Genomic DNA, 19246 nt, shown 5'->3' on the forward strand with positions numbered 1-19246 from the left:
ACTCCCCTTACGCACCTGCAGGTTTTGCTGCCGCAGCGCCGCCACCGAGGCGCACCGCGAAACCGTTGGGATAGCGCAGATCCACATAATTAACCGTCTGGTTCAGGCGACCCAGCGTGCGGTCGTAAACCCTGACGAATTTGTCCAGTCGCGCTTCCACTTTTTCTCTTCCCAGTTCCACCACCAGGCCGTCGTCCAGCTTGAGCTGCCAGGCGCGGCGCGGCGAAAGGCTGACCAGCACAGGCTGGCGCTTGATCGGCTCCAGTTGCTGCTTGAACAGCTGGTACTGGCTGGTCACCTCCACCACGCCGTCCGCAGGCCCGTTGAACACCGGCAATACCTGGTCGGACGCGGCTTCGAACAGCTCGCCGTGGGTGTTGACCAATGCCGCGTTGCCCCAGCGCGCCAGCACCTCATGCTCTTCCAGCGTCACTTCCAGCCGGTCCGGCCAGCGCCGCCGCACGTTCACGTTGCGCACCCAAGGCAGCTTCTCGAAGGTGCGGCGCGTCTTGTTCAGGTCCAGGGTGAAGAAGTTGCCCTTCAGCGCCCGGGTGACGATGAACTGCACCTGTTCGCGCGTCACATGCTTCAGCTCGCCGTTGACCTTCACTTCCCGCAGCGGAAACACCGGCAGGTGCACCACCAGGAACAGCACGGCGTAAAGCAGCAGAATCGCTGCAATCGCATACAGCAGATTCGCCAGCCACAGCATGAGGGCGGGCCTATCCCACATGGGCCAGCTCCAGTACCTGCACCACCAGTTGCTCGAAACTGATCCCCGCGTGGCGCGCCGCCATCGGCACCAGGCTGTGGTCGGTCATGCCGGGCGAGGTGTTGAGTTCGAGCAGGTACGGCTTGCCGGCCTCGTCCACGAGGAAATCCACCCGTCCCCAGCCTTGGCCGCCGACCACCGCGAAGCCTTGCTGCGCGAGTTTCTGCATTTCTTCTTCCTGTGCCGCCGACAGGCCGCAGGGGATGAGGTATTTCGTGTCGTCGCGGAAATATTTGGCTTCGTAGTCGTAGAACTCGGTTGCTGGCACGATCCGTATCACGGGCAATGCCTTGCCGCCGAGCATGGCGGCGGTGTATTCGCCGCCGCCGATAAATTGCTCGGCGAGCACCAGCGAGTCGTGTTGCGCCGCCAACTCGTAGGCGGGGCGCAGCTCTGCCAGGGTCTTGACCTTGCTGATGCCGACGCTGGAGCCCTCGTTGGCCGGCTTGACGAACAGCGGCAGCCCCAAACGCTGTGCCACGGCGGCGAAATCGCTCTCCGCCGTGAGCAGTTCGAAGTCGGGAATCGGCAGTCCCGCCGCGCGCCACACCAGCTTGGTGCGCCACTTGTCCATGGCCAGGGCGGAAGCCAGCACGCCGCTGCCGGTGTAGGGGATGTCCATCAGCTCGAGCGCGCCCTGCACCGTGCCGTCCTCGCCGAAGCGACCGTGCAGCGCGATGAACGCGCTGGCGTAGCCTTCTTCCTTGAGCTGGTGCAGATCGCGCTCGGCCGGGTCGAAAGCATGGGCGTCGACGCCGCTGGCGCGCAACGCGCGCAGCACCGCGGCACCGCTCTTGAGCGACACCTCGCGCTCGGCGGACTTGCCGCCGAACAGTACCGCTACCTTGCCGAAATCTTTTGCTGCCCTGCTCATGCCTTGTCTCCGATAATCCTTACTTCGCGCACCAGCTCCACGCCGTGCGCCTGTTTTACTTTTGCCTGCACCGTTTCGATCAGGCTTTCGATGTCTGCCGCGCTGGCATTGCCGAGGTTGACGATGAAATTGGCGTGCTTTTCCGAAACCTGCGCCCCGCCGACGGCCAGCCCCTTGAGCCCGCTCGCCTCGATCAGGCGCGCCGCGTAATCGCCCGGCGGGTTGCGGAACACCGAGCCGGCGTTGGGCTGGGTCAGCGGCTGTGTCGCCATGCGCTTCGCCAGCCATTCCCTGGCTTGCTTCTTCGCGGCCTTGCCGTCGCCGGGGGTGAAACCGAACCAGGCGGCGACGAACCATTCTTGCGGGTGAGCGGTGAGCAGAGAGCGGTGAGCGGGTTTACTGCTAACTGCTAACTGCTCGCTGCTTGCTCGCAACTCGACATGTCGATAGCCAATTTCGTAATCGCTGGGCAAGCGTTCAAGCAACGTGCCCTCCCCATCGATGGTCAGCACCTTGCGCACGCATTGCCAGGTTTCCCTGCCATAGCAGCCGGCGTTCATGGCCAGGGCGCCGCCCACCGTGCCGGGTATGCCGGAGAGGAACTCCGCGCCTTCCAGGTCGTGGCGCGCGGCGAAGCTCGCCACTTTGGGGCTGCTCACGCCTGCTTCGGCGTAGATCAGGCCTTGCGGCGTGAGCTTGATATGGTTCAGCGCGCCGTGCAGCAGGATCACCGTGCCGCGCAGGCCGCCGTCGCGCACCAGCAGGTTGCTGCCCAGGCCGACGAAATACACCGCGCCGTCGCTGGTCTTGAGGAACAGCTCCAGGTCTGCCAGATCGGCCGGAACGTAGCAGCGCTCCGCTACGCCGCCGGCGCGCCAGCTGACGTGCTCGGCCATCGGCTCGTCGAGCCGCAGCGTGCCGCGCAAAGGCGCTTGCAGATGGGCTTGCGTCATGTCCATCACCCTTCGCCCGCCGTGAGTTTTTGCGCCACTTGGCCGATCGAGCCCGCGCCCATCACCAGCACCACGTCGCCGTCCTGTGCCGCGTCGATAATGGCCTGCGGCAGTTCCGCCACGTTTTCGACGAAGATCGGTTCGACCTTGCCCGCCACCCGCACCGCACGTGCCAGCGCACGCCCGTCCGCCGCGACCACCGGGGCTTCACCGGCGGCGTAGACTTCTGTGAGCAGCAGGGCGTCCACGCCGGACAACACCTTGGCGAAGTCCTCGAACAGGTCGCGGGTGCGGGTGTAGCGGTGGGGCTGGAATGCCAGCACCAGGCGCCGCTCCGGGAAGGCGCCGCGCGCGGCGGCGATGGTGGCCGCCATCTCCACCGGGTGGTGGCCGTAATCGTCAATCAAAGTAAAGTTTCCACCGCCCGGCAGCGCGACCTCGCCGAAGCGCTGGAAGCGCCGTCCCACGCCCTTGAACTCCGCCAGCGCCTTGACGATGGCGGCATCGGATGCGCCCACCTCGGTGGCGATGGCGATGGCCGCCAGCGCGTTGAGCACGTAATGAATGCCCGGCAGGTTGAGCGTGACCTTGAGCTTGCTGGTCTTGCCGTTGACCCGCACCACTGTGAATTTCATCTGTCCGTTGCTGGCTTCGATGTCCACCGCGCGCACCTTGGCGTCTTCGGACAGGCCGTAGGTCCACACCGGCTTGGTGATGCGCGGCAGAATTTCGCGCACCACCGGGTCGTCCACGCACACCACCGCCATGCCGTAGAAGGGCAGGCGCTGGGTGAAGTCGACGAAAGCCTGCTTGAGGCGGTTGAAATCGTGGCCGTAGGTTTCCATGTGGTCGGCGTCGATGTTGGTGATCACCGCCAGCACCGGGGTTAGCAGCAGGAACGAGGCGTCCGACTCGTCCGCCTCGGCCACGAGGAATTCGCCCGAACCCAAGCGCGCGTTGGTGCCGGCCGCTTCCAGGCGTCCGCCGATGACGAAGGTGGGGTCCATACCGGCTTCCGCCAGAATGCTGGCGATCAGGCTGGTGGTGGTGGTCTTGCCGTGGGTGCCGGCCACCCCGATGCCCTGCTTGAAGCGCATCAGCTCGGCCAGCATCAGCGCGCGCGGCACGATGGGGATGTTGCGCTCGCGCGCCGCGATCACTTCCGGGTTGTCGTCCTTGACCGCTGTGGAGGTCACCACGACGTCCACGTCGGCCACGTGTTCCGCGGCATGGCCCTTGAAAACCTTGGCGCCGAGCTTCTTGAGGTGCTTGGTCACGGCGCTTTCCACCATGTCCGAGCCGCTGATGCGGTAGTCCAGGTTGAGCAAAACCTCGGCGATGCCGCTCATGCCTGAGCCGCCGATGCCGACGAAGTGGATGCGTTTAACTTTATGCTTCATTTCGCCAATTCCTTACAAATGTCGGCGACCTGCCGCGTCGCATCGGGTTTGGCCAGCGCCCGCGCGGCCTGCGCCATGGCGAGCAGCTTGTCGCGGGTCAGGTCCTGCAGCAGGGCTGCCAGGCTTTCCGCGCTGAATTCGGTTTGCGGCACCAGCACCGCCGCGCCGTTGTCGCTGAGGAAGCGCGCGTTGGTGGTCTGGTGGTCGTCCACCGCATGGGGGTAGGGCACCAGCACGCTGGCCACGCCCGCCGCCGCCAGTTCCGCCACGGTCAGCGCGCCCGAACGGCACACCACCAGGTCGGCCCAGGCGTACTGTTGCGCCATGTTGTCGATGAACGGCTTGATGTCCGCATCCACGCCGGCGGCCCGGTAATTGGCCTGCAGCGTTTCCAGGTGCTTGGCGCCGGACTGGTGCACCACTTGCGGGCGTTGCGCAGGTGCCATCAGGGCCATGGCTTTGGGTACGCCGTCGTTGAGCGCCGCCGCACCCAGGCTGCCGCCTACCACCAGCACGCGCAGCGCACCTTCGCGTTCGGCGAGGCGCACTTGAGGATCGTCCAGCGCAGCGATGTCCGCCCGTACCGGGTTGCCGCACCACAGGGTTTCCGCCTTGCCGCACGGCAGGGGCTTGTCTTTCTTGCTCGTGAATGCGCCGGGGAAAGCCACCAGCACCTTGTCCGCGAGGCAGGCCAGGACGCGGTTGGTCAGGCCGGCGATGGAGTTCTGTTCGTGGATGACCAGCGGCTTGGCCAGCAGCGTTGCCATCATGCCGCCTGGGAAGGCCGGGTAGCCGCCCATGCCCAGCACCACGTCGGGGCGGTGGCTGAGGATGGCCCGGGCGCTCTGGTAGAAGGCGAGCAGCAGCTGCAGCGGCAGCGTGACCATGCGCAGCAAGCCTTTGCCGCGCAGGCCGGAGAACTTGATCCACGCCATGTCGTAGCCGTGCTGCGGCACGAGCCTGGCTTCCATGCCGTTGGCGGTGCCGAGCCACACCACTTTCCAGCCCTCGTTGCGCAGGAAGTCGGCCACGGCCAGCGCCGGAAACACGTGGCCACCGGTGCCACCCGCCATGATCATGATGGTGCGGCTCATACCGCGTACCCCTTGAGCAGTTGCCGGTTCTCGTAATCAACTCTCATCAGTACCGCCAGCGCCACGCAGTTGGCGACGATGCCGCTGCCGCCGAAGGACAGCAGGGGGAGCGTCAGGCCCTTGGTGGGCAGCAGCCCCATGTTCACGCCGATGTTGATGATGGACTGCACCGCCAGCCACACGCCGATGCCTTGTGCCACCAGCGCGGAGAAGTGGCGCTCCTGTTTTTCCGCGCCGCGGCCGATGACGAAGGCGCGCACCGTGATCCAGGCGAAGCCCAGCACCACCACGGTCACGCCGACGAAGCCCAGCTCTTCGGCGATTACCGCGAGCAGGAAGTCGGTGTGCGCTTCCGGCAGGTAGAGCAGTTTTTCCACGCTGGCGCCCAGGCCCACGCCCAGCCACTCGCCGCGCCCGAAGGCGATCAGCGCGTGTGACAGCTGGTAGCCCTTGCCGAACGGGTCGGCCCAGGGGTCCATGAAGCCGATGATGCGCTGCATGCGGTAGGGCGAAGTCCAGATCAGCAGCAGGAAACCGATCAGCAGCAGCACGATCAGGCCGGCGAACAGGCGCCAGTTCAGCCCGCCGAGGAACAGGATGGCCATGGCGATGGAAATGATCACGGCGAAAGCGCCGAAATCCGGCTCGCGCAGCAGCAAGCCGCCGATCAGCAGCATCACCAGGAACATGGGCATGAAACCCTTGGTGAAGTTGTCCATCAGCGCCGCCTTGCGCACGGTGTAGTCCGCGGCGTACATCACCACGATCAGTTTCATGAACTCGGACGGCTGCAGGTTGGCGATGCCCAACGAGATCCAGCGCTGGCTGCCGTTGACTTCGCGCCCGATGCCCGGAACCAGCACCATGGCGAGCGTGGCGATGCCGGCCAGGAACAGCCATGGAGACATTTTTTGCCAGCCGCGCAGCGGGATCTGGAAGGCAATTGCCCCGGCGACCACGGCTGCCACCAGATAAACGCTCTGGCGCATGAGGAAATAGGTTTCCTGAAAGCCGGTCTGACGGCTTGCGCCGGCGCTGGCGATCGAGGCGGAGTAAACCATCAGCAGCCCGAAAGCCAGCAGCAGCAGCACCGACCAGAGCAGGGCCTGGTCATATTCGGAGCTGGGCTTCTGTGCGTTGGGATAGTACATGTCAGTGTCCGCGCGCCAGTTGTTGCACCGCGCTGATAAAGACTTCGGCGCGGTGATGGTAATTGCGGAACATGTCGAAGCTGGCGCAGGCGGGCGAGAGCAGCACGGCGTCGCCGGCCTGGGCCTGGGCGTAGCTCATCTGCACCGCCTCGTCCATGCTGCCGGCGCGCAGCAGAGGCACGCCGCTGTGTTCCAGGACGGAGGCGATACGGGCACCATCGCGCCCGATCAGCACCACGGCGCGGGCATGTTGCGCCACGGCGGGGGCGAGCGGGCTGAAGTCCTGGCCCTTGCCGTCGCCACCGGCGATGAGTACGACCTTGCCGGGCATGCCGTTCAGGGCTGCCACGGTCGCGCCCACGTTGGTGCCCTTGGAGTCGTCGTAGAACGTGATATCGTCGATGGTCGCCACTTTCTCCACGCGGTGCGGCAGGCCCTTGAAGGCGCGCAGGGCGTCGAGCAGCGGTGCGAACGGCAGATTCAGGGCGCGGCAAAGGGCCAGTGCCGCGAGTGCGTTGGCCGCGTTGTGCAGGCCGGCGAGCGGCAGGTCGGCCAGCGGCATCAGCTTGTGGCTGCCCTGTGCCAGCCACGCTGCACCGGACTCCTCGCTTATTCCCCATGCGCTGTCGTCTGCAGGCGCATTCAGGCCGAATGTTTCGACGCGGCGTCCGGGCAGGGCCATGGCCATGGTCGCGGCGTCTTCGCGGTTCAGGATCTGTACCCCGTTGCCGTTGAAGACGCGGGTTTTTGCGGCGCAATAGGCGGCCATGCCGGCGTAGCGGTCGAGATGGTCTTCGCTGATGTTGAGCACCGTGGCGGCGCTGGCGTTCAGGCTGGAGGTGGTTTCCAGCTGGAAGCTGGACAGCTCCAGCACGAACACGTCGGGCATTCCGTCGCGTTCCGCTTCGCTCAAGGCGTCCAGCACCGGCAGGCCGATGTTGCCGGCGACGACGGTCTTGAGGCCCGCCGTGCGGCACATCGCGCCGGTCATCTCGGTCACCGTGCTTTTGCCGTTCGAGCCGGTGATGGCTATTACGCGAGGAGTGAGGAGTGAGGAGTGAGGAGTGAGTGCCAAGGCGAACAGCTCCACGTCGCCTGCCACTGGCACGCCGCGTGCAACGGCTGCGGCGACATGCGGGTCGGCAAGGGGTACGCCGGGGCTGATTGCGATCAGGTCGATGTCGGTGAACAGCGCATCGCTGAACGGACCGGTGGTCAGCGTTACATCAGGAAACTCGGCGTGGAAACGGGTGGCGTGCGGGGGTGCTTCGCGGCTGTCGGCGACGGACAGCCGAGCGCCATGGCGCGCCAGGAAGCGCGCCATGGACAGGCCGGTGTCGCCGAGCCCGAGAACCAGTATGTTTTTATCCCTGATATTCATACTTTATTTTGTGATGAGTCCGGTGCGAGAAAACCCCGTCCCCGACCTGCCCCTCACCCCTAACCCCTCACTCCTCACCTTAATTTCAACGTCGAAAGTCCAACCAGCACCAGCATCATGGTGATGATCCAGAAGCGAACAACAACTTGATTTTCTTTCCAGCCCTTCAGTTCATAGTGGTGGTGCAGCGGCGCCATGCGGAAAATGCGCTTGCCGGTGAGCTTGAAGGAGCCCACCTGCAGCATGACCGAGAGGGTCTCCACCACGAACACGCCGCCCATGATGAACAGCACGATTTCCTGCCGCACGATCACCGCCACCACGCCCAGTGCCGCGCCCAGCGCCAGTGCGCCGACGTCGCCCATGAATACTTCCGCCGGGTAGGCGTTGAACCACAGGAAACCGAGGCCGGCACCGGCCATCGCGGCACAGAAAATGGCCAGCTCCCCGGCGCCGGGAATATGGGGGATGCCCAGGTAGCGGGCGAAGTAGAAGTGTCCGGCAACGTAGGCGAAGATGCCGAGCGCGCCGCCGACCATGACCGTGGGCATGATCGCCAGTCCGTCCAGGCCGTCGGTGAGGTTGACCGCGTTGCTGGTGCCGACGATGACGAAGTAGGTCAGCACCATGAAGCCGACCGCGCCGAGCGGGATGGAGACGCTTTTGAAGAATGGCACGATCAGTTCGGTGTGCACCGGCAGGTTGGCGCGGTAGGCGAGATAGGCCGCGACAGCCGCGCCGATCAGCGACTGCCAGAAATATTTCGATTTGGCAGACAGGCCCTTGGGATTGCGGTGCACCACCTTGCGGTAGTCGTCCACCCAGCCGACGACGCCGAAGCCCAGCGTGGTGAACAGCACCACCCAGATGTAGGGGTTGCGCAGGTCGGCCCACAGCAGGGTGGTGACGGCGATGGACACCAGGATCAGCGCTCCGCCCATGGTCGGCGTGCCGCTCTTGACCAGGTGGGTTTGCGGCCCGTCGTCGCGCACCGCCTGGCCGATTTTCATGGCGGTGAGGCGGCGGATCATGGTCGGGCCGACTACGAAGGAAATCATCAGCGCCGTCAGGATCGCCATAACCGCGCGCAGCGTGATGTAGTTGAACACGTTGAAAGCGCGGATGTCCTGTGCCAGCCACTGTGCCAGAGCTAATAGCATGTTTATTCCTTCGCCTCGAAACTCTTGATCACCCGTTCCATCTGCATGAAGCGGGAGCCTTTTACCAATACCGTCACGTCCGGGGCCAGCAGGTTTTCCAGGTCGGCCAGCAACTCTTCGATGCGCTCGAAGAACCAGGCGTTTTCCCCGAATTCCGCCGCCGCCTCGCGGCACAGGTCGCCGTGGGTGAAGAGGATGTCCACGCCGGCCTGTTTGGCCGCGGCGCCGAGTTCGCGGTGCAGTTCGCAGGCGCCGGGTCCGAGTTCGCCCATGTCGCCCAGCACCAGGATTTTCTTGCCCGGCATGCTTGCGAGCACCGCGATGGCGGCTTTCACCGAGGCCGGATTGGCGTTGTAGCTGTCGTCGATGAGCGTTGCGCCGTGCAGTCCGGGTTTGCGCTGCAGGCGGCCTTTGACGCCGCCGAATTTGTGCAGGCCCGCCGCGATCTTTGTGGTGTCGATGCCCAATGCCGTTGCCGCCGCCGTCGCCGCCAGGGCGTTGCGCACGTTGTGCAGCCCCGGCACCTGCAGCGTCGCGGTGAATTCGCCGGCCTTGGTGCGTATTTTTAGTTCGCTGCCCAGGGGTGCGAGCTGGAAAGTGGCGCTGACCTGGGCGGACAATTCCAGGCCGAACTCGATGATGGTGCGGTCGTGCGCGAGTTGCTTCCACAGCGGCGCGAAGGCGTCGTCGGCATTGATCACCGCCACGCCGTCCGTCGCCAGGCCAGAAAAAATCTCGCCCTTGGCGCGCGCCACCTGCTCGACGCTGCCCAGACCGGCGAGATGGGCGGCGCCGGCATTGTTGATGACCGCCACGTCGGGCCGGGCGATGCCGGTCAGGTAGGCGATTTCGCCGGGATGGTTCATGCCCATCTCGATCACCGCATATTTGTGCTGCGCGCGCAGCTTCAGCAGCGTGAGCGGCATGCCGATATCGTTGTTGAGATTGCCCTGGGTCGCCAGCACGCCGTCTTCCCCGGCCGCCTCACGCAAGATGGCGGCGAGCATTTCCTTGACGGTGGTCTTGCCGTTGCTGCCGGTGACCGCCACCAGCTTGAGCTGCAGCCGGCTGCGCCAGAATGCCGCCAGTTTCCCCAGTGCCAGGCGCGTGTCGTCCACCACGATCAGCGGCAGGTCTTTCCATTCCTCGGCGTGTTTCACGGCGGCGGCCTGGTCCACCAGCGCGGCTGCCGCGCCCTTCGCGATGGCCTGGGCGACGAAGTCGTGCGCGTCGAAGCGCTCGCCGCGCAAAGCCACGAACAGGTCGCCGCCGTGTATGGCGCGGCTGTCGCTGGTGACGCCGGTGAAAACCGCGTCCTGCCCCTGCAGGCGTGTGTTGAGCGCTGTTGCGGCCTGGCTCAGGTTCAGCATGGCCGATACTCCTGCAAGACGCGTTGTGCGACTTCCGCATCGCTGAAAGGTAATTTCACGTTGTTGATGTCCTGGTAATCTTCATGGCCCTTGCCGGCGATCAGCACGATGTCGCCGCATTTCGCCTGGCGTATGGCCTGGTCGATGGCGGCGGCACGGTCTTCCTCGACATGGAAATTGGAGCCCATGCCGGCAACGATTTCGTCGATGATGGTGCGCGGGTCTTCGTGGCGCGGGTTGTCGCTGGTGACGATGGCGCGGTCCGCCAGGGCCGATGCCACGGCGCCCATGAGCGGCCTTTTGCCCTTGTCGCGGTTGCCGCCGCAGCCGAACACGCAGCTCAGGCTGCCGTTCGTGCCGACGATTTCGCGCAGAGCCTGCAGCACTTTTTCCAGCGCGTCCGGGGTGTGGGCGTAATCCACCACCACCAGCGGCTTGTCCCCGCCGCCGAACTGCTGCAGCCGGCCGGGTACCGGCTTGATCCGGCCCAGGGCGGCGACCGCTTGCTCCAGGGCGGCGCCACTCACCAGCAGCGTGGCCAGCACGCCGAGCAGGTTGGAGGCGTTGAAGCGCCCCAGCATGGCGCTGGCGATGTTCGCCTTGCCCCAAGGGGTGGCTGCCTCGAAACGCAATCCGTCGGCGCCCATTTGCAGGTCGCGTCCCTTGACGACGATCTGGCAGCCTTGCGCTTCGCCGTGAAAGCCGTAGCCCACCACCTTCACGCCGCTGCAGCCCAGCTTGCCGGCCAGCTCCACCCCGAACGGGTCGTCCAGGTTGAGAACCGCGTACTGCAGGCCGGGCCAGTCGAACAGGGTGGCCTTGGCGGCGGCATAGCTGGCCATGTCGCCGTGGTAGTCGAGATGGTCGCGCGACAGGTTGGTCAGCAGGGCGACGTCGAAGTGCACGCCGTTGACGCGCCCCTGGTCGAGGCCGTGGGAAGATACTTCCATCGCCACCGCGGTGGCGCCCTGCGCCTCGTATTCCTTCAGCACGCTGTGGACCGTGACCGCGTCGGGCGTGGTGTTGGCCGTCGGCGAGAGGGCGCCGGGGAAACCGTTGCCCAGCGTCCCGACCAGCGCGGTCTTGCGGCCCAGGTCGGCGAGGCAGGTGGCCAGCCAGTGCGAGCAGGAGGTCTTGCCGTTGGTGCCGGTAACGCCGATCATCCACAGGCGGCGCGAAGGCTCGCCGTTGACCTCCGAGGCGATGGCGCCGATTTCCTTGCGCAGCCCGGCTATGCCGAGATTGGGAATATTCCAGGCGGCGTCCCACTCGAAGCCGTCACGCTCCCACAGGATGCAGCTGGCACCTGCGGCGATCGCCTGGACGATGAAGCGGCGCCCGTCGGCTTCGTCGCCCGGGTAGGCGGCGAAGGCGTCGCCGGAGTGGATGCAGCGGCTGTCTGCGACCAGGCGCAGCGCGCCCGCCCCCGCCAGAAAGCTGACCGCTGACTGCTGATTGCTGTTGGCTGTCATACCCCCTCCTTCACGACCGGCTCATCGTCCGGCAGCAGGGTGTTGGTGGTGGGCGCGTCGGGCGGCACGGACAGCATGCGCAGTGCGCCGCCCATGACGTTGCTGAACACCGGCGCCGCCACCAGTCCGCCGTAATACTGGCCTTCAGGCTCGTCGATCATCACGGCGACGATCAGGCGCGGGTCGGAGGCCGGGGCGAGTCCGACGAAAGAGGCGACGTATTTGTCCTTGGCGTAAGCGCCGTTTTCTTCCTTGTGCGCGGTGCCGGTCTTGCCGGCCACGCGGTAGCCGACGATGCGCGCGCGGGGGGCGGTGCCGCCGGGTTCCACCACCATTTCCAGCATGCTGCGTACCGCCTGGGCGGTTTCCGGAGAAAACACCCGCTCGCCGGCCGGTGCTTCATCCAGTTTGAGCATCGACAGGGGCTTCAGTTCGCCGTTGTCGGCGAACACGGTGTAGGCGCGCGCGAGCTGCAGCAGGCTGACCGAGATGCCGTGGCCGTAGGCCATGGTGGCCTGTTCGATGGGGCGCCAGGTCTTGTAGGGGCGGAGCCTGCCGCTGGCCTCGCCGGGGAAGCCGCTGTGTGGCACCTGCCCGAAGCCCATGTGGTTGAAGGTGTCCCACATGTATTCCGGCTGCATGGTCAGGGCGATCTTGGCCGCGCCCACGTTGCTCGACTTCTGGATGACTTGCGCCACGCTGAGCAATCCCTCGGGGTGGGCGTCATGGACGGTGGCCGGTCCGATGGAGAAGTACCCGGGCGCGGTTTCGATCATGCTGCCCGGCTTGAACTTGCCGCTTTCCAGTGCCGCCGAAATGGTGAACGGCTTCATGGTCGAGCCGGGTTCGAAGCTGTCGGTAATGCTGCGGTTGCGCGTGCTGTTGCGGTTCAGCTTGACGCGGTTGTTCGGGTTGTAGGTCGGCAGGTTGGCCATTGCCAGGATCTCGCCGGTCTTGGCGTCCAGCACCACGATGGCGCCGGCTTTGGCATGGTGCGTTTCCACCGCACTCTTGAGTTCGCGGAAGGCCAGGTACTGGATGCTGCGGTCGATGCTGAGCGCGAGGTTGCGGCCTTCCTGGGGCGTCTTGACGCTGGCGATGTCCTCGATGATGTGGCCGACGCGGTCCTTGATTACGCGGCGGCTGCCGGTCTTGCCGGCCAGCCAGTTCTGGTAGGTCAGCTCCATGCCTTCCTGGCCGTTGTCGTCCACGTCGGTGAAGCCCAGTACGTGGGCCATCACGTCGCCCGCCGGGTAGTAGCGGCGGTAGCCGCGCTGCAGGAAGATGCCGGGGATGCCCAGATCCATGACCTTGGCGGCTTGCTCGGGCGGCAGGCCGCGCTTGAGGTAGACGAACTCCTTCTGGCTGCCGTGCAGGTGATGTTCTATCTCCGCCGGTTTGAGGTCGAGCAGCTTGGCCAGGCTACGCGACTTGTCCGCTGTCAGTTCCACATCCTGCGGGCTGGCCCACACCGATTCCACCGGGGTGCTGATCGCCAGCGGTTCGCCCTGGCGATCGGTGATCATGCCGCGGTGCGCGGAAAGCTCGATCACGCGGCTGTAGCGCGCGTCCCCTTTCTGGCGCAGAAAATCGTTGTTCAGTATCTGCAGATACAGCCCGCGTACTAATAGAGCAATAAACCACAGCAGCAGCAGGACGACCACCACCCAGGCGCGCCAAAGCGGCAGCCGGACTCGCAGGGTCGTGGTGGCGAGGCTCATGGATTGACTCCGCGGGCCTGGGCCTGCAGCGGGATGACCTGGGTTTTGGCGGGGTCCGGCATTTTCATGTGGAGGTAGCTGGAAGCGATTTTTTCAATCCGGGCGTGCATGGCCCAGGTGCTCTGTTCCAGTTGTAACTGACCCCATTCGACTTCCATCTGTTTCGCCAGCGACTCTTCCTGCTGCAGGTCGATGAACATCTTGCGTGCCTTGTGCTGGGACGTGACCACTCCCATGGCGCAAAGCACGGCAATGACCATCAGCAAGAGGTTCAGCTTGACCATCAGGCGACCCCGGTTCTCTCGGCCACGCGCATTACCGCGCTGCGGCAACGGGGGTTGGCTGCGACTTCAGCCGCCGAGGGTCGCAGCGCCTTGCCGATCAGGCGCATGCGCGGCTGCGGCAACTGGTCGGCGCGTACGGGCAGGCGCGACGGCAAGGTGTCGCGATTGACTTCGCCTTGCATGAAGCGCTTGACGATGCGGTCTTCCAGGGAGTGGAAGCCGATGGTCACCAGACGGCCGCCGGGCGCCAGCAGATCGAGGCACTGCGGCAACACTAGCGACAGCTCCTCAAGTTCCTGGTTAAGGAAAATCCGTATAGCCTGAAAGGTGCGCGTCGCCGGATCCTGGCCTGGCTCGCGCCGGGGAACCGCCTTTGCCACGAGCTCGGCAAGTTGTCGTGTAGTAACGACAGGCTCTCCCGCTCGCGCCGCAACAACCGCTCTTGCAATCTGTTTAGCAAACCGCTCTTCACCATAGCTTTTGATGACCTCCCTAAGTTCATCTTCCGACACCTGCGCCAGCCATTCCGCCGCGGTTTGCCCCTTGCTCGTATCCATGCGCATGTCCAGCGGTCCGTCGAAACGGAAGCTGAAGCCGCGTTCCGCCTCGTCGATCTGGGGGGACGATATCCCCAGATCGAGCAGTATGCCGTCCACTTTGGCGATGCTCAGTTCCTGCAATGCCTGGCGCAAACCGGCAAAACTGCGGTGACAAATGCAAAAGCGCGGGTCCGTGATGGCCCGCGCCGTTTCTATTGCCGCCAGATCGCGGTCCAGCGCGATCAGCCTGCCGTCCTTGCCCAGCCGCTCGAGGATCAGCCGGCTGTGCCCGCCGCGCCCGTAGGTGCCGTCGACATAAATTCCGCCCGGCTGGATATTCAGCGCGTCCACGGCCTCTGCGAGCAGCACGGTGACGTGCTGCGCGACGTCTTTCAAAGCGAGAAACCTTCCAGTTCCGGCGGCATGCCGCCATCGCGGAACACCAAGGCTTCAGCGTTCTGCTGGTTCCACTTTTCTTCGTCCCACACCTCGAATTTGTTGCCCTGACCCGCCAGCACCACGCTTTTTTCCAGCCCGGCGAACTGGCGCAGCGAGGTGGGCACCAGGATGCGGCCGGCGCTGTCGAGTTCGACGTCGTTGGCATTGCCCACCAGCAGGCGTTGCAGGCTGCGGGTCTGGGGGTTGAAGCTGGAGAGACTGTTGAGCTTCTTCTCGATCGGCTCCCAGTCGGGCAGGGGGTAAAGCAGCAGGCATTTGCTGGGGTCTGCGGTGAGGATTAGCCGGCCGCCGCAATAGGATTGCAGGAAGTCGCGGTGCCTGGTCGGCACAGCCAATCTTCCCTTGCTATCCAGATTCAGCGTGGCAGAACCGCGAAACATATAGCCCCTTTTTTGTTGGTGTCAGGCAGCAAGTTTTCCCACAATTCCCCACTTGCCGCCACTTTTCCCCACTATAGATAAAAAAACAGGCAAGGTCAAGGACGAAACACGGTTTTTCGTTTATGCGACAAGTAGTTAGGTGAAAAACATGAACTAAAAGTTATATGCTTTAGAAATAAGGAGATACGAAAAATAGTGAATGTTGTTTGTTAGCATTGAGCCGCGGCAGCTTGTGTTTGGCGTGCTGCTGCGCTATGTTTCGAAGTCCTTTCCCCATCGGGCTCCAAGCCATGAACAAGTACCTCAAATACGGCCTTGCCGCGCTTGCTGGAACGGGGGTTCTCTTCGTCCTGCTGCTGGTGGTCGCCTCGCTGGCGATCAATCCCAACGACTACAAGCCGCTGATCGTGCAAATGGTGAAGGAGAAGAAGCAGCGCACGCTCACTCTTGCCGGCGATATCAAGCTGGCTTTCTTTCCCAAGCTGGGGCTGGATCTTGGGCGTGCTTCGGTGAGCGAATTTCAGGGCGAGAAGGAATTCGCGGCGGTGGAAAGCGCGCGTCTGTATCTATCGTGGTGGCCGCTGCTGAAAAAGGAGCTGGTGGTGGACCAGGTGCGCATCGAAGGCGTGAGGGCCAATCTGGTGCGCTTCAAGGACGGCACGACCAACTTCGACGACCTGCTGAAGAAGGAAGAGGAGGATCAGCAGATCAAGTTCGACATCGACAGCGTACACGTCGACAAGAGCGCCCTTTCCTTCCGCGACGAGATGGGCGGGCGCCAGCTGGCCGTGAGCGACATCAAGGTCAGGACCGGGCGGCTGGCCAATGGCAAGCCCACCGAGGCCGAGGCGGACTTCGACCTGCAGGGCGACAAGCCGCAGGTAAAGGCTCACTTCCACGTAAAAACCGGTTTGACCTTCGATACCGAAGCCAAGCGTTATGCGGTCAAGGGCATGAATCTCGAAATCCGCGGCGAGGCGGCCGGGTTGAGCAAGCTTGCCGTGGGTCTCAAGGGCGACGTGGCGCTGGACCAGGGCGCGGGCACGCTGCTGGCGGAGAATCTGGCGGCGGCCGTGGCGGGGAAAAAGGGCGCCGACGATATCGATGTCAGGTTGACCGCCCCCAAGCTGGAGTGGGCGGCGGACAAGATGGCGACAGAAAAAATCGAACTGGTGGCGAAAGTGCAGCAGGGCGATGGCGGCGAGATGAGCCTGGTGGCGAGCATCCCTTCCATCGCGGACGACAGCCGGTCGTTCAAGGCGGGCATGCTGAACGTCGAGGTGAGCGCCACACGGACCGGCGCAGAGTACAAGGGAAAACTGTCCTCGCCGCTGAACGGCAATTTTAAGGACAAGCAATTTTCCTTGTCCGCTTTGAAGGGTAACCTGGCGGCAAAAGACAAGAAAATGCCCGGCGGGGGCATGAAGCTGGATTTTGCCGGCTCCGCACAGCTCGGCCTGCAGCCGCTGAGCGCGAAGGTGGACCTGACCTCGCGCCTGGACGAAAGCAATATCAAGCTCAAAGCCGGCATCAGCCCCTTCGCCAACCCGCACATCGCGCTCGATCTCGACGTCGACCGCATCGACGCCGACCGCTATCTGCCGGCCAAGGCGCCGCAAAGCCAGCCGGAAAAGCCTTTCGATTTCTCGCTGCTGAAAACGCTCGACGCAAGCGGCAGCGTGCGGGTCGGCAGCCTTAAGCTGTACAACGTCAAGGCCAGCAACGTGCGCCTGGACTTCAAGGCCGGCGGGGGGCAACTGGATGTCAGCCCGCTCGCCGCCAGCCTCTACCAGGGAACGGCCAGCGGCGCCGTGCTGGTCAATGCCGCGGGGCCGAAAATCGCAGCGCGCCAGAGCATCAGCGGGGTGAGCATCGGCCCGCTGCTGAAAGATGCCCTGAACAAGGACGTCCTGGAGGGCAAGGGCAGCGTGAACTTCGATCTGCGCGCGGAAGGCGGCACTGTCGGGGCCATGAAGAAAACCCTGCAGGGCAAGGCTGGGCTCGTGCTGCGCGACGGCGCGGTGAAGGGCATCAACATCGCGGCGCGGCTGCGCGAAGCCAAGGCCCAGCTAGGCGCCCTCAAAGGCGAAAAAACGCAGGTCGCCAACGTGCAGGAAAAAACCGATTTCTCCGAGCTTTCCGCCAGCTTCAATGTCAACCGCGGCGTGGCGCACAACGACGACCTGTCCGGCAAGTCGCCCCTGCTGCGCGTGTCCGGCAACGGCGATATCGACATCGGCGGCGAAACGCTGAACTATCTCGCCAGGGCCACCGTGGTGGGCAGCCTGGAAGGGCAGGGCGGGCGCGAGCTGGCGGCGCTAAAGGGGGTGACGGTGCCGGTGCGCGTCGTGGGGCCGTTCGCCGCGCCAAAATTTACGCTGGACTTCAATACCCTGGTTGCCGAGAGCGTGAAGCAGGAAGTCAAGGCGCGTGCCGTCGACAAGCTGCAGGAGGGCCTCAAGGGGCTGTTCCGTTAAGGGACCTCTGATTAAGTCAAACGCGGATCGCGTTACATCGAAAACGGGCTTGAGCAAGGCGCGCGACGCAGGTCGTAGCTTTGCCTACGATGCCAAGGAGTGCAACGCGGCGCAAGCCCGTTTTCGATGTAACCCGGAGGGACGTGGTTTTGCGGGCGCCATGCGGCGTCGCGAGGCGCTGGTGCAGAATGACTGCACGGCGCGTCTCACTTCTTGCCTGACACCCGCAAAACCGCGTCGCGACCGCGTTTGACTTAATCAGAGGTTCCTTCAATGTCAGGCTTCGCTTCATCCCTGATCCAGTGGCAAAAAGCCCACGGACGCCACGATCTGCCCTGGCAGGACAGCCGCGACCCGTACGCGGTGTGGCTGTCGGAAATCATGCTGCAGCAGACCCAGGTGTCCAGCGTCATCCCTTATTACCAGCGCTTTCTCGCCAGCTTCCCGGATATCGCCGCGCTGGCGGCCGCAACTCAGGACGAAGTGCTGGCCCACTGGAGCGGGCTCGGCTACTACTCGCGGGCGCGTAACCTGCATCGGGCGGCGCAGCAGGTGGTGGAGCGGCATGGCGGCATATTTCCCAGGGACTTCGAGCAGATTCTCGCATTGCCCGGGATAGGCCGTTCCACGGCTGCGGCGATCAGCGCGTTTTCTTTCGGCGTGCGCCGGGCGATCCTGGACGGCAACGTGAAGCGGGTATTGGCGCGCTATTGTGCGGTCGAAGGGCACCCCGGCCAGAAAGGCGTGGAAGCCCTGCTGTGGCAGCACGCCGAAGCCTTGCTGCCGCAACAGGGAATCGAGGCCTACACCCAGGGGCTGATGGATCTCGGGGCGACCGTCTGCAGCCGCAGCCGCCCGCGCTGCGGAGAATGCCCGGTCGGACGGGATTGCCTCGCCCATCACCAGGGGCGCCAGAACGAACTGCCCAGCCCGCGTCCGCGCAAGGCGCTGCCGGAGAGGGAAACCGCCATGCTGCTGCTCATGCGCCAAGGCGAGATTTTCCTGGAAAAACGCCCGCCGACGGGCATCTGGGGAGGGATGTGGAGTTTTCCCGAGATCTCGCCGGCCGACGACCCACAAGAGGTAAGCCTGGCGCGTTTCGGTTTCGAAACCGGACTGTTGGAGGCGTTTCCCGCCATGCAGCACACCTTCACCCACTTCCGCCTGCACATCCGGCCGCAACGCTTGGAGGTGCAAACCATCCAGCCCCGGGCGAATCAGCCGGGCGGCGTGTGGCTGGGCCTGCAGGAGGCGCTCGGCGCGGCGATTCCGACCCCGGTGCGGAAGCTGTTGCTGCTGTGTGGCAAGGTGATGCGGGAAAAAGCGGGCGCTAGTTAAACGTAAGACTTATAAGAACTGCGTTTGCCCGGCTTCTTTTTCTGGATTACGACGCCCTTGACGGCTTCAAGGCCAGGGATTTCCTCGGTCGGGTAGATGTCGTTGAGCGGGCGCAGGAACCATTTCTGTTCGTGGCTGACCAGTTGGCGGAAGGTGTATTCGTCGTTGTGGTAGGCCACCACGAAGGAGCCGTCGCGCGCCAGACCTTCCGGCTCGACCACGATGATTTCGCCGTCCTCGAACTCGGGCAGCATGCTGTCGCCCAGCACCATGAGGGCGTAGGGTTCGCCGCTGGAGCAGGCGCTGAGAGCCTGCTCTTCTTCCGATACGGCTTCGTGGATGGGGATGGTTTTCTTGTGCTGCATGGCGCTGAATCCTGAGTGAAATGCTCTGATACTACACTGATCCCGAAGCTGGCGGC

At 64.4% G+C, this 19246-nt stretch carries 18 protein-coding genes; 3 read left to right on the forward strand and 15 right to left on the reverse strand.

The window, feature by feature from the left end; genetic code table 11:
- Positions 1-7: 7 nt before the first annotated feature.
- The 14 genes from SKTS_RS01780 to mraZ form a co-directional block, all read right to left on the reverse strand.
- Positions 8-733: a cell division protein FtsQ/DivIB gene (locus tag SKTS_RS01780; protein WP_173059460.1), complete on the reverse strand. Its 726-nt coding sequence runs from the start codon at positions 731-733 to the stop codon at positions 8-10.
- Positions 723-1646, reverse strand: coding sequence for a D-alanine--D-alanine ligase (locus tag SKTS_RS01785; protein ID WP_173059463.1), 924 nt, complete (start codon positions 1644-1646; stop codon positions 723-725). The genes SKTS_RS01780 and SKTS_RS01785 overlap by 11 nt, the downstream gene beginning before the upstream one ends.
- Complete coding sequence (gene murB / locus SKTS_RS01790; RefSeq protein WP_173059466.1) at positions 1643-2605, reverse strand: UDP-N-acetylmuramate dehydrogenase; 963 nt, start codon at positions 2603-2605, stop codon at positions 1643-1645. The genes SKTS_RS01785 and murB overlap by 4 nt, the downstream gene beginning before the upstream one ends.
- The gene (gene murC, locus SKTS_RS01795; protein WP_173059469.1) at positions 2605-3999 is read right to left on the reverse strand and encodes a UDP-N-acetylmuramate--L-alanine ligase; all 1395 of its coding nucleotides are present in this window, start codon (positions 3997-3999) and stop codon (positions 2605-2607) included. The genes murB and murC overlap by 1 nt, the downstream gene beginning before the upstream one ends.
- Positions 3996-5093 carry an undecaprenyldiphospho-muramoylpentapeptide beta-N-acetylglucosaminyltransferase gene (murG, locus tag SKTS_RS01800; RefSeq protein WP_173059472.1) on the reverse strand — a complete coding sequence of 366 codons (1098 nt, stop codon included), beginning with the start codon at positions 5091-5093 and terminating at the stop codon, positions 3996-3998. Before murG ends, murC begins: the two co-directional genes overlap by 4 nt.
- Entirely contained in the window at positions 5090-6244 is a 1155-nt protein-coding gene (gene ftsW / locus SKTS_RS01805) for a putative lipid II flippase FtsW (protein ID WP_173059475.1), read from the reverse strand. The genes murG and ftsW overlap by 4 nt, the downstream gene beginning before the upstream one ends.
- Before the next feature lies 1 nt (position 6245).
- Complete coding sequence (gene murD / locus SKTS_RS01810; RefSeq protein ID WP_173059478.1) at positions 6246-7625, reverse strand: UDP-N-acetylmuramoyl-L-alanine--D-glutamate ligase; 1380 nt, start codon at positions 7623-7625, stop codon at positions 6246-6248.
- A gap of 74 nt (positions 7626-7699) precedes the next feature.
- Positions 7700-8785, reverse strand: a complete 1086-nt coding sequence (gene mraY, locus SKTS_RS01815) for a phospho-N-acetylmuramoyl-pentapeptide-transferase (RefSeq protein WP_173059481.1) — start codon at positions 8783-8785, stop codon at positions 7700-7702.
- Between the two features lie 2 nt (positions 8786-8787).
- On the reverse strand, positions 8788-10155 hold the full coding sequence (locus SKTS_RS01820; RefSeq protein ID WP_173059484.1) for a UDP-N-acetylmuramoyl-tripeptide--D-alanyl-D-alanine ligase: 1368 nt from the start codon (positions 10153-10155) through the stop codon (positions 8788-8790).
- Positions 10149-11627, reverse strand: coding sequence for a UDP-N-acetylmuramoyl-L-alanyl-D-glutamate--2,6-diaminopimelate ligase (locus tag SKTS_RS01825; protein WP_173059487.1), 1479 nt, complete (start codon positions 11625-11627; stop codon positions 10149-10151). The genes SKTS_RS01820 and SKTS_RS01825 overlap by 7 nt, the downstream gene beginning before the upstream one ends.
- Entirely contained in the window at positions 11624-13348 is a 1725-nt protein-coding gene (locus SKTS_RS01830) for a peptidoglycan D,D-transpeptidase FtsI family protein (RefSeq protein ID WP_173059490.1), read from the reverse strand. The genes SKTS_RS01825 and SKTS_RS01830 overlap by 4 nt, the downstream gene beginning before the upstream one ends.
- The gene (gene ftsL / locus SKTS_RS01835) at positions 13345-13632 is read right to left on the reverse strand and encodes a cell division protein FtsL (protein WP_173059493.1); all 288 of its coding nucleotides are present in this window, start codon (positions 13630-13632) and stop codon (positions 13345-13347) included. The genes SKTS_RS01830 and ftsL overlap by 4 nt, the downstream gene beginning before the upstream one ends.
- Positions 13632-14567 carry a 16S rRNA (cytosine(1402)-N(4))-methyltransferase RsmH gene (gene rsmH / locus SKTS_RS01840; RefSeq protein WP_173059496.1) on the reverse strand — a complete coding sequence of 312 codons (936 nt, stop codon included), beginning with the start codon at positions 14565-14567 and terminating at the stop codon, positions 13632-13634. The genes ftsL and rsmH overlap by 1 nt, the downstream gene beginning before the upstream one ends.
- Complete coding sequence (mraZ, locus tag SKTS_RS01845) at positions 14564-15010, reverse strand: division/cell wall cluster transcriptional repressor MraZ (RefSeq protein WP_173059499.1); 447 nt, start codon at positions 15008-15010, stop codon at positions 14564-14566. The genes rsmH and mraZ overlap by 4 nt, the downstream gene beginning before the upstream one ends.
- Before the next feature lie 290 nt (positions 15011-15300).
- Here mraZ and SKTS_RS01850 point away from each other — a divergent pair, with 290 nt between their 5' ends.
- Genes SKTS_RS01850 through mutY form a run of 3 tightly spaced genes read left to right on the forward strand, consistent with a single transcriptional unit; the run spans position 15301 to position 18825 of the window.
- Entirely contained in the window at positions 15301-17487 is a 2187-nt protein-coding gene (locus SKTS_RS01850; protein WP_173059502.1) for an AsmA family protein, read from the forward strand.
- A 49-nt stretch (positions 17488-17536) separates the two neighbouring features.
- Positions 17537-17740, forward strand: a complete 204-nt coding sequence (locus SKTS_RS01855) for a hypothetical protein (protein WP_173059505.1) — start codon at positions 17537-17539, stop codon at positions 17738-17740.
- Between the two features lie 20 nt (positions 17741-17760).
- A complete protein-coding gene (gene mutY / locus SKTS_RS01860) occupies positions 17761-18825 on the forward strand; it encodes an A/G-specific adenine glycosylase (RefSeq protein WP_173059508.1) in 1065 nt (354 codons plus the stop codon).
- Here mutY and SKTS_RS01865 read toward each other — a convergent pair.
- Positions 18822-19190, reverse strand: coding sequence for a S24 family peptidase (locus SKTS_RS01865; protein ID WP_173059511.1), 369 nt, complete (start codon positions 19188-19190; stop codon positions 18822-18824). The genes mutY and SKTS_RS01865 overlap by 4 nt on opposite strands.
- Positions 19191-19246 lie beyond the last annotated feature (56 nt).

This window comes from Sulfurimicrobium lacus (assembly GCF_011764585.1).
Taxonomy (GTDB): domain Bacteria; phylum Pseudomonadota; class Gammaproteobacteria; order Burkholderiales; family Sulfuricellaceae; genus Sulfurimicrobium; species Sulfurimicrobium lacus.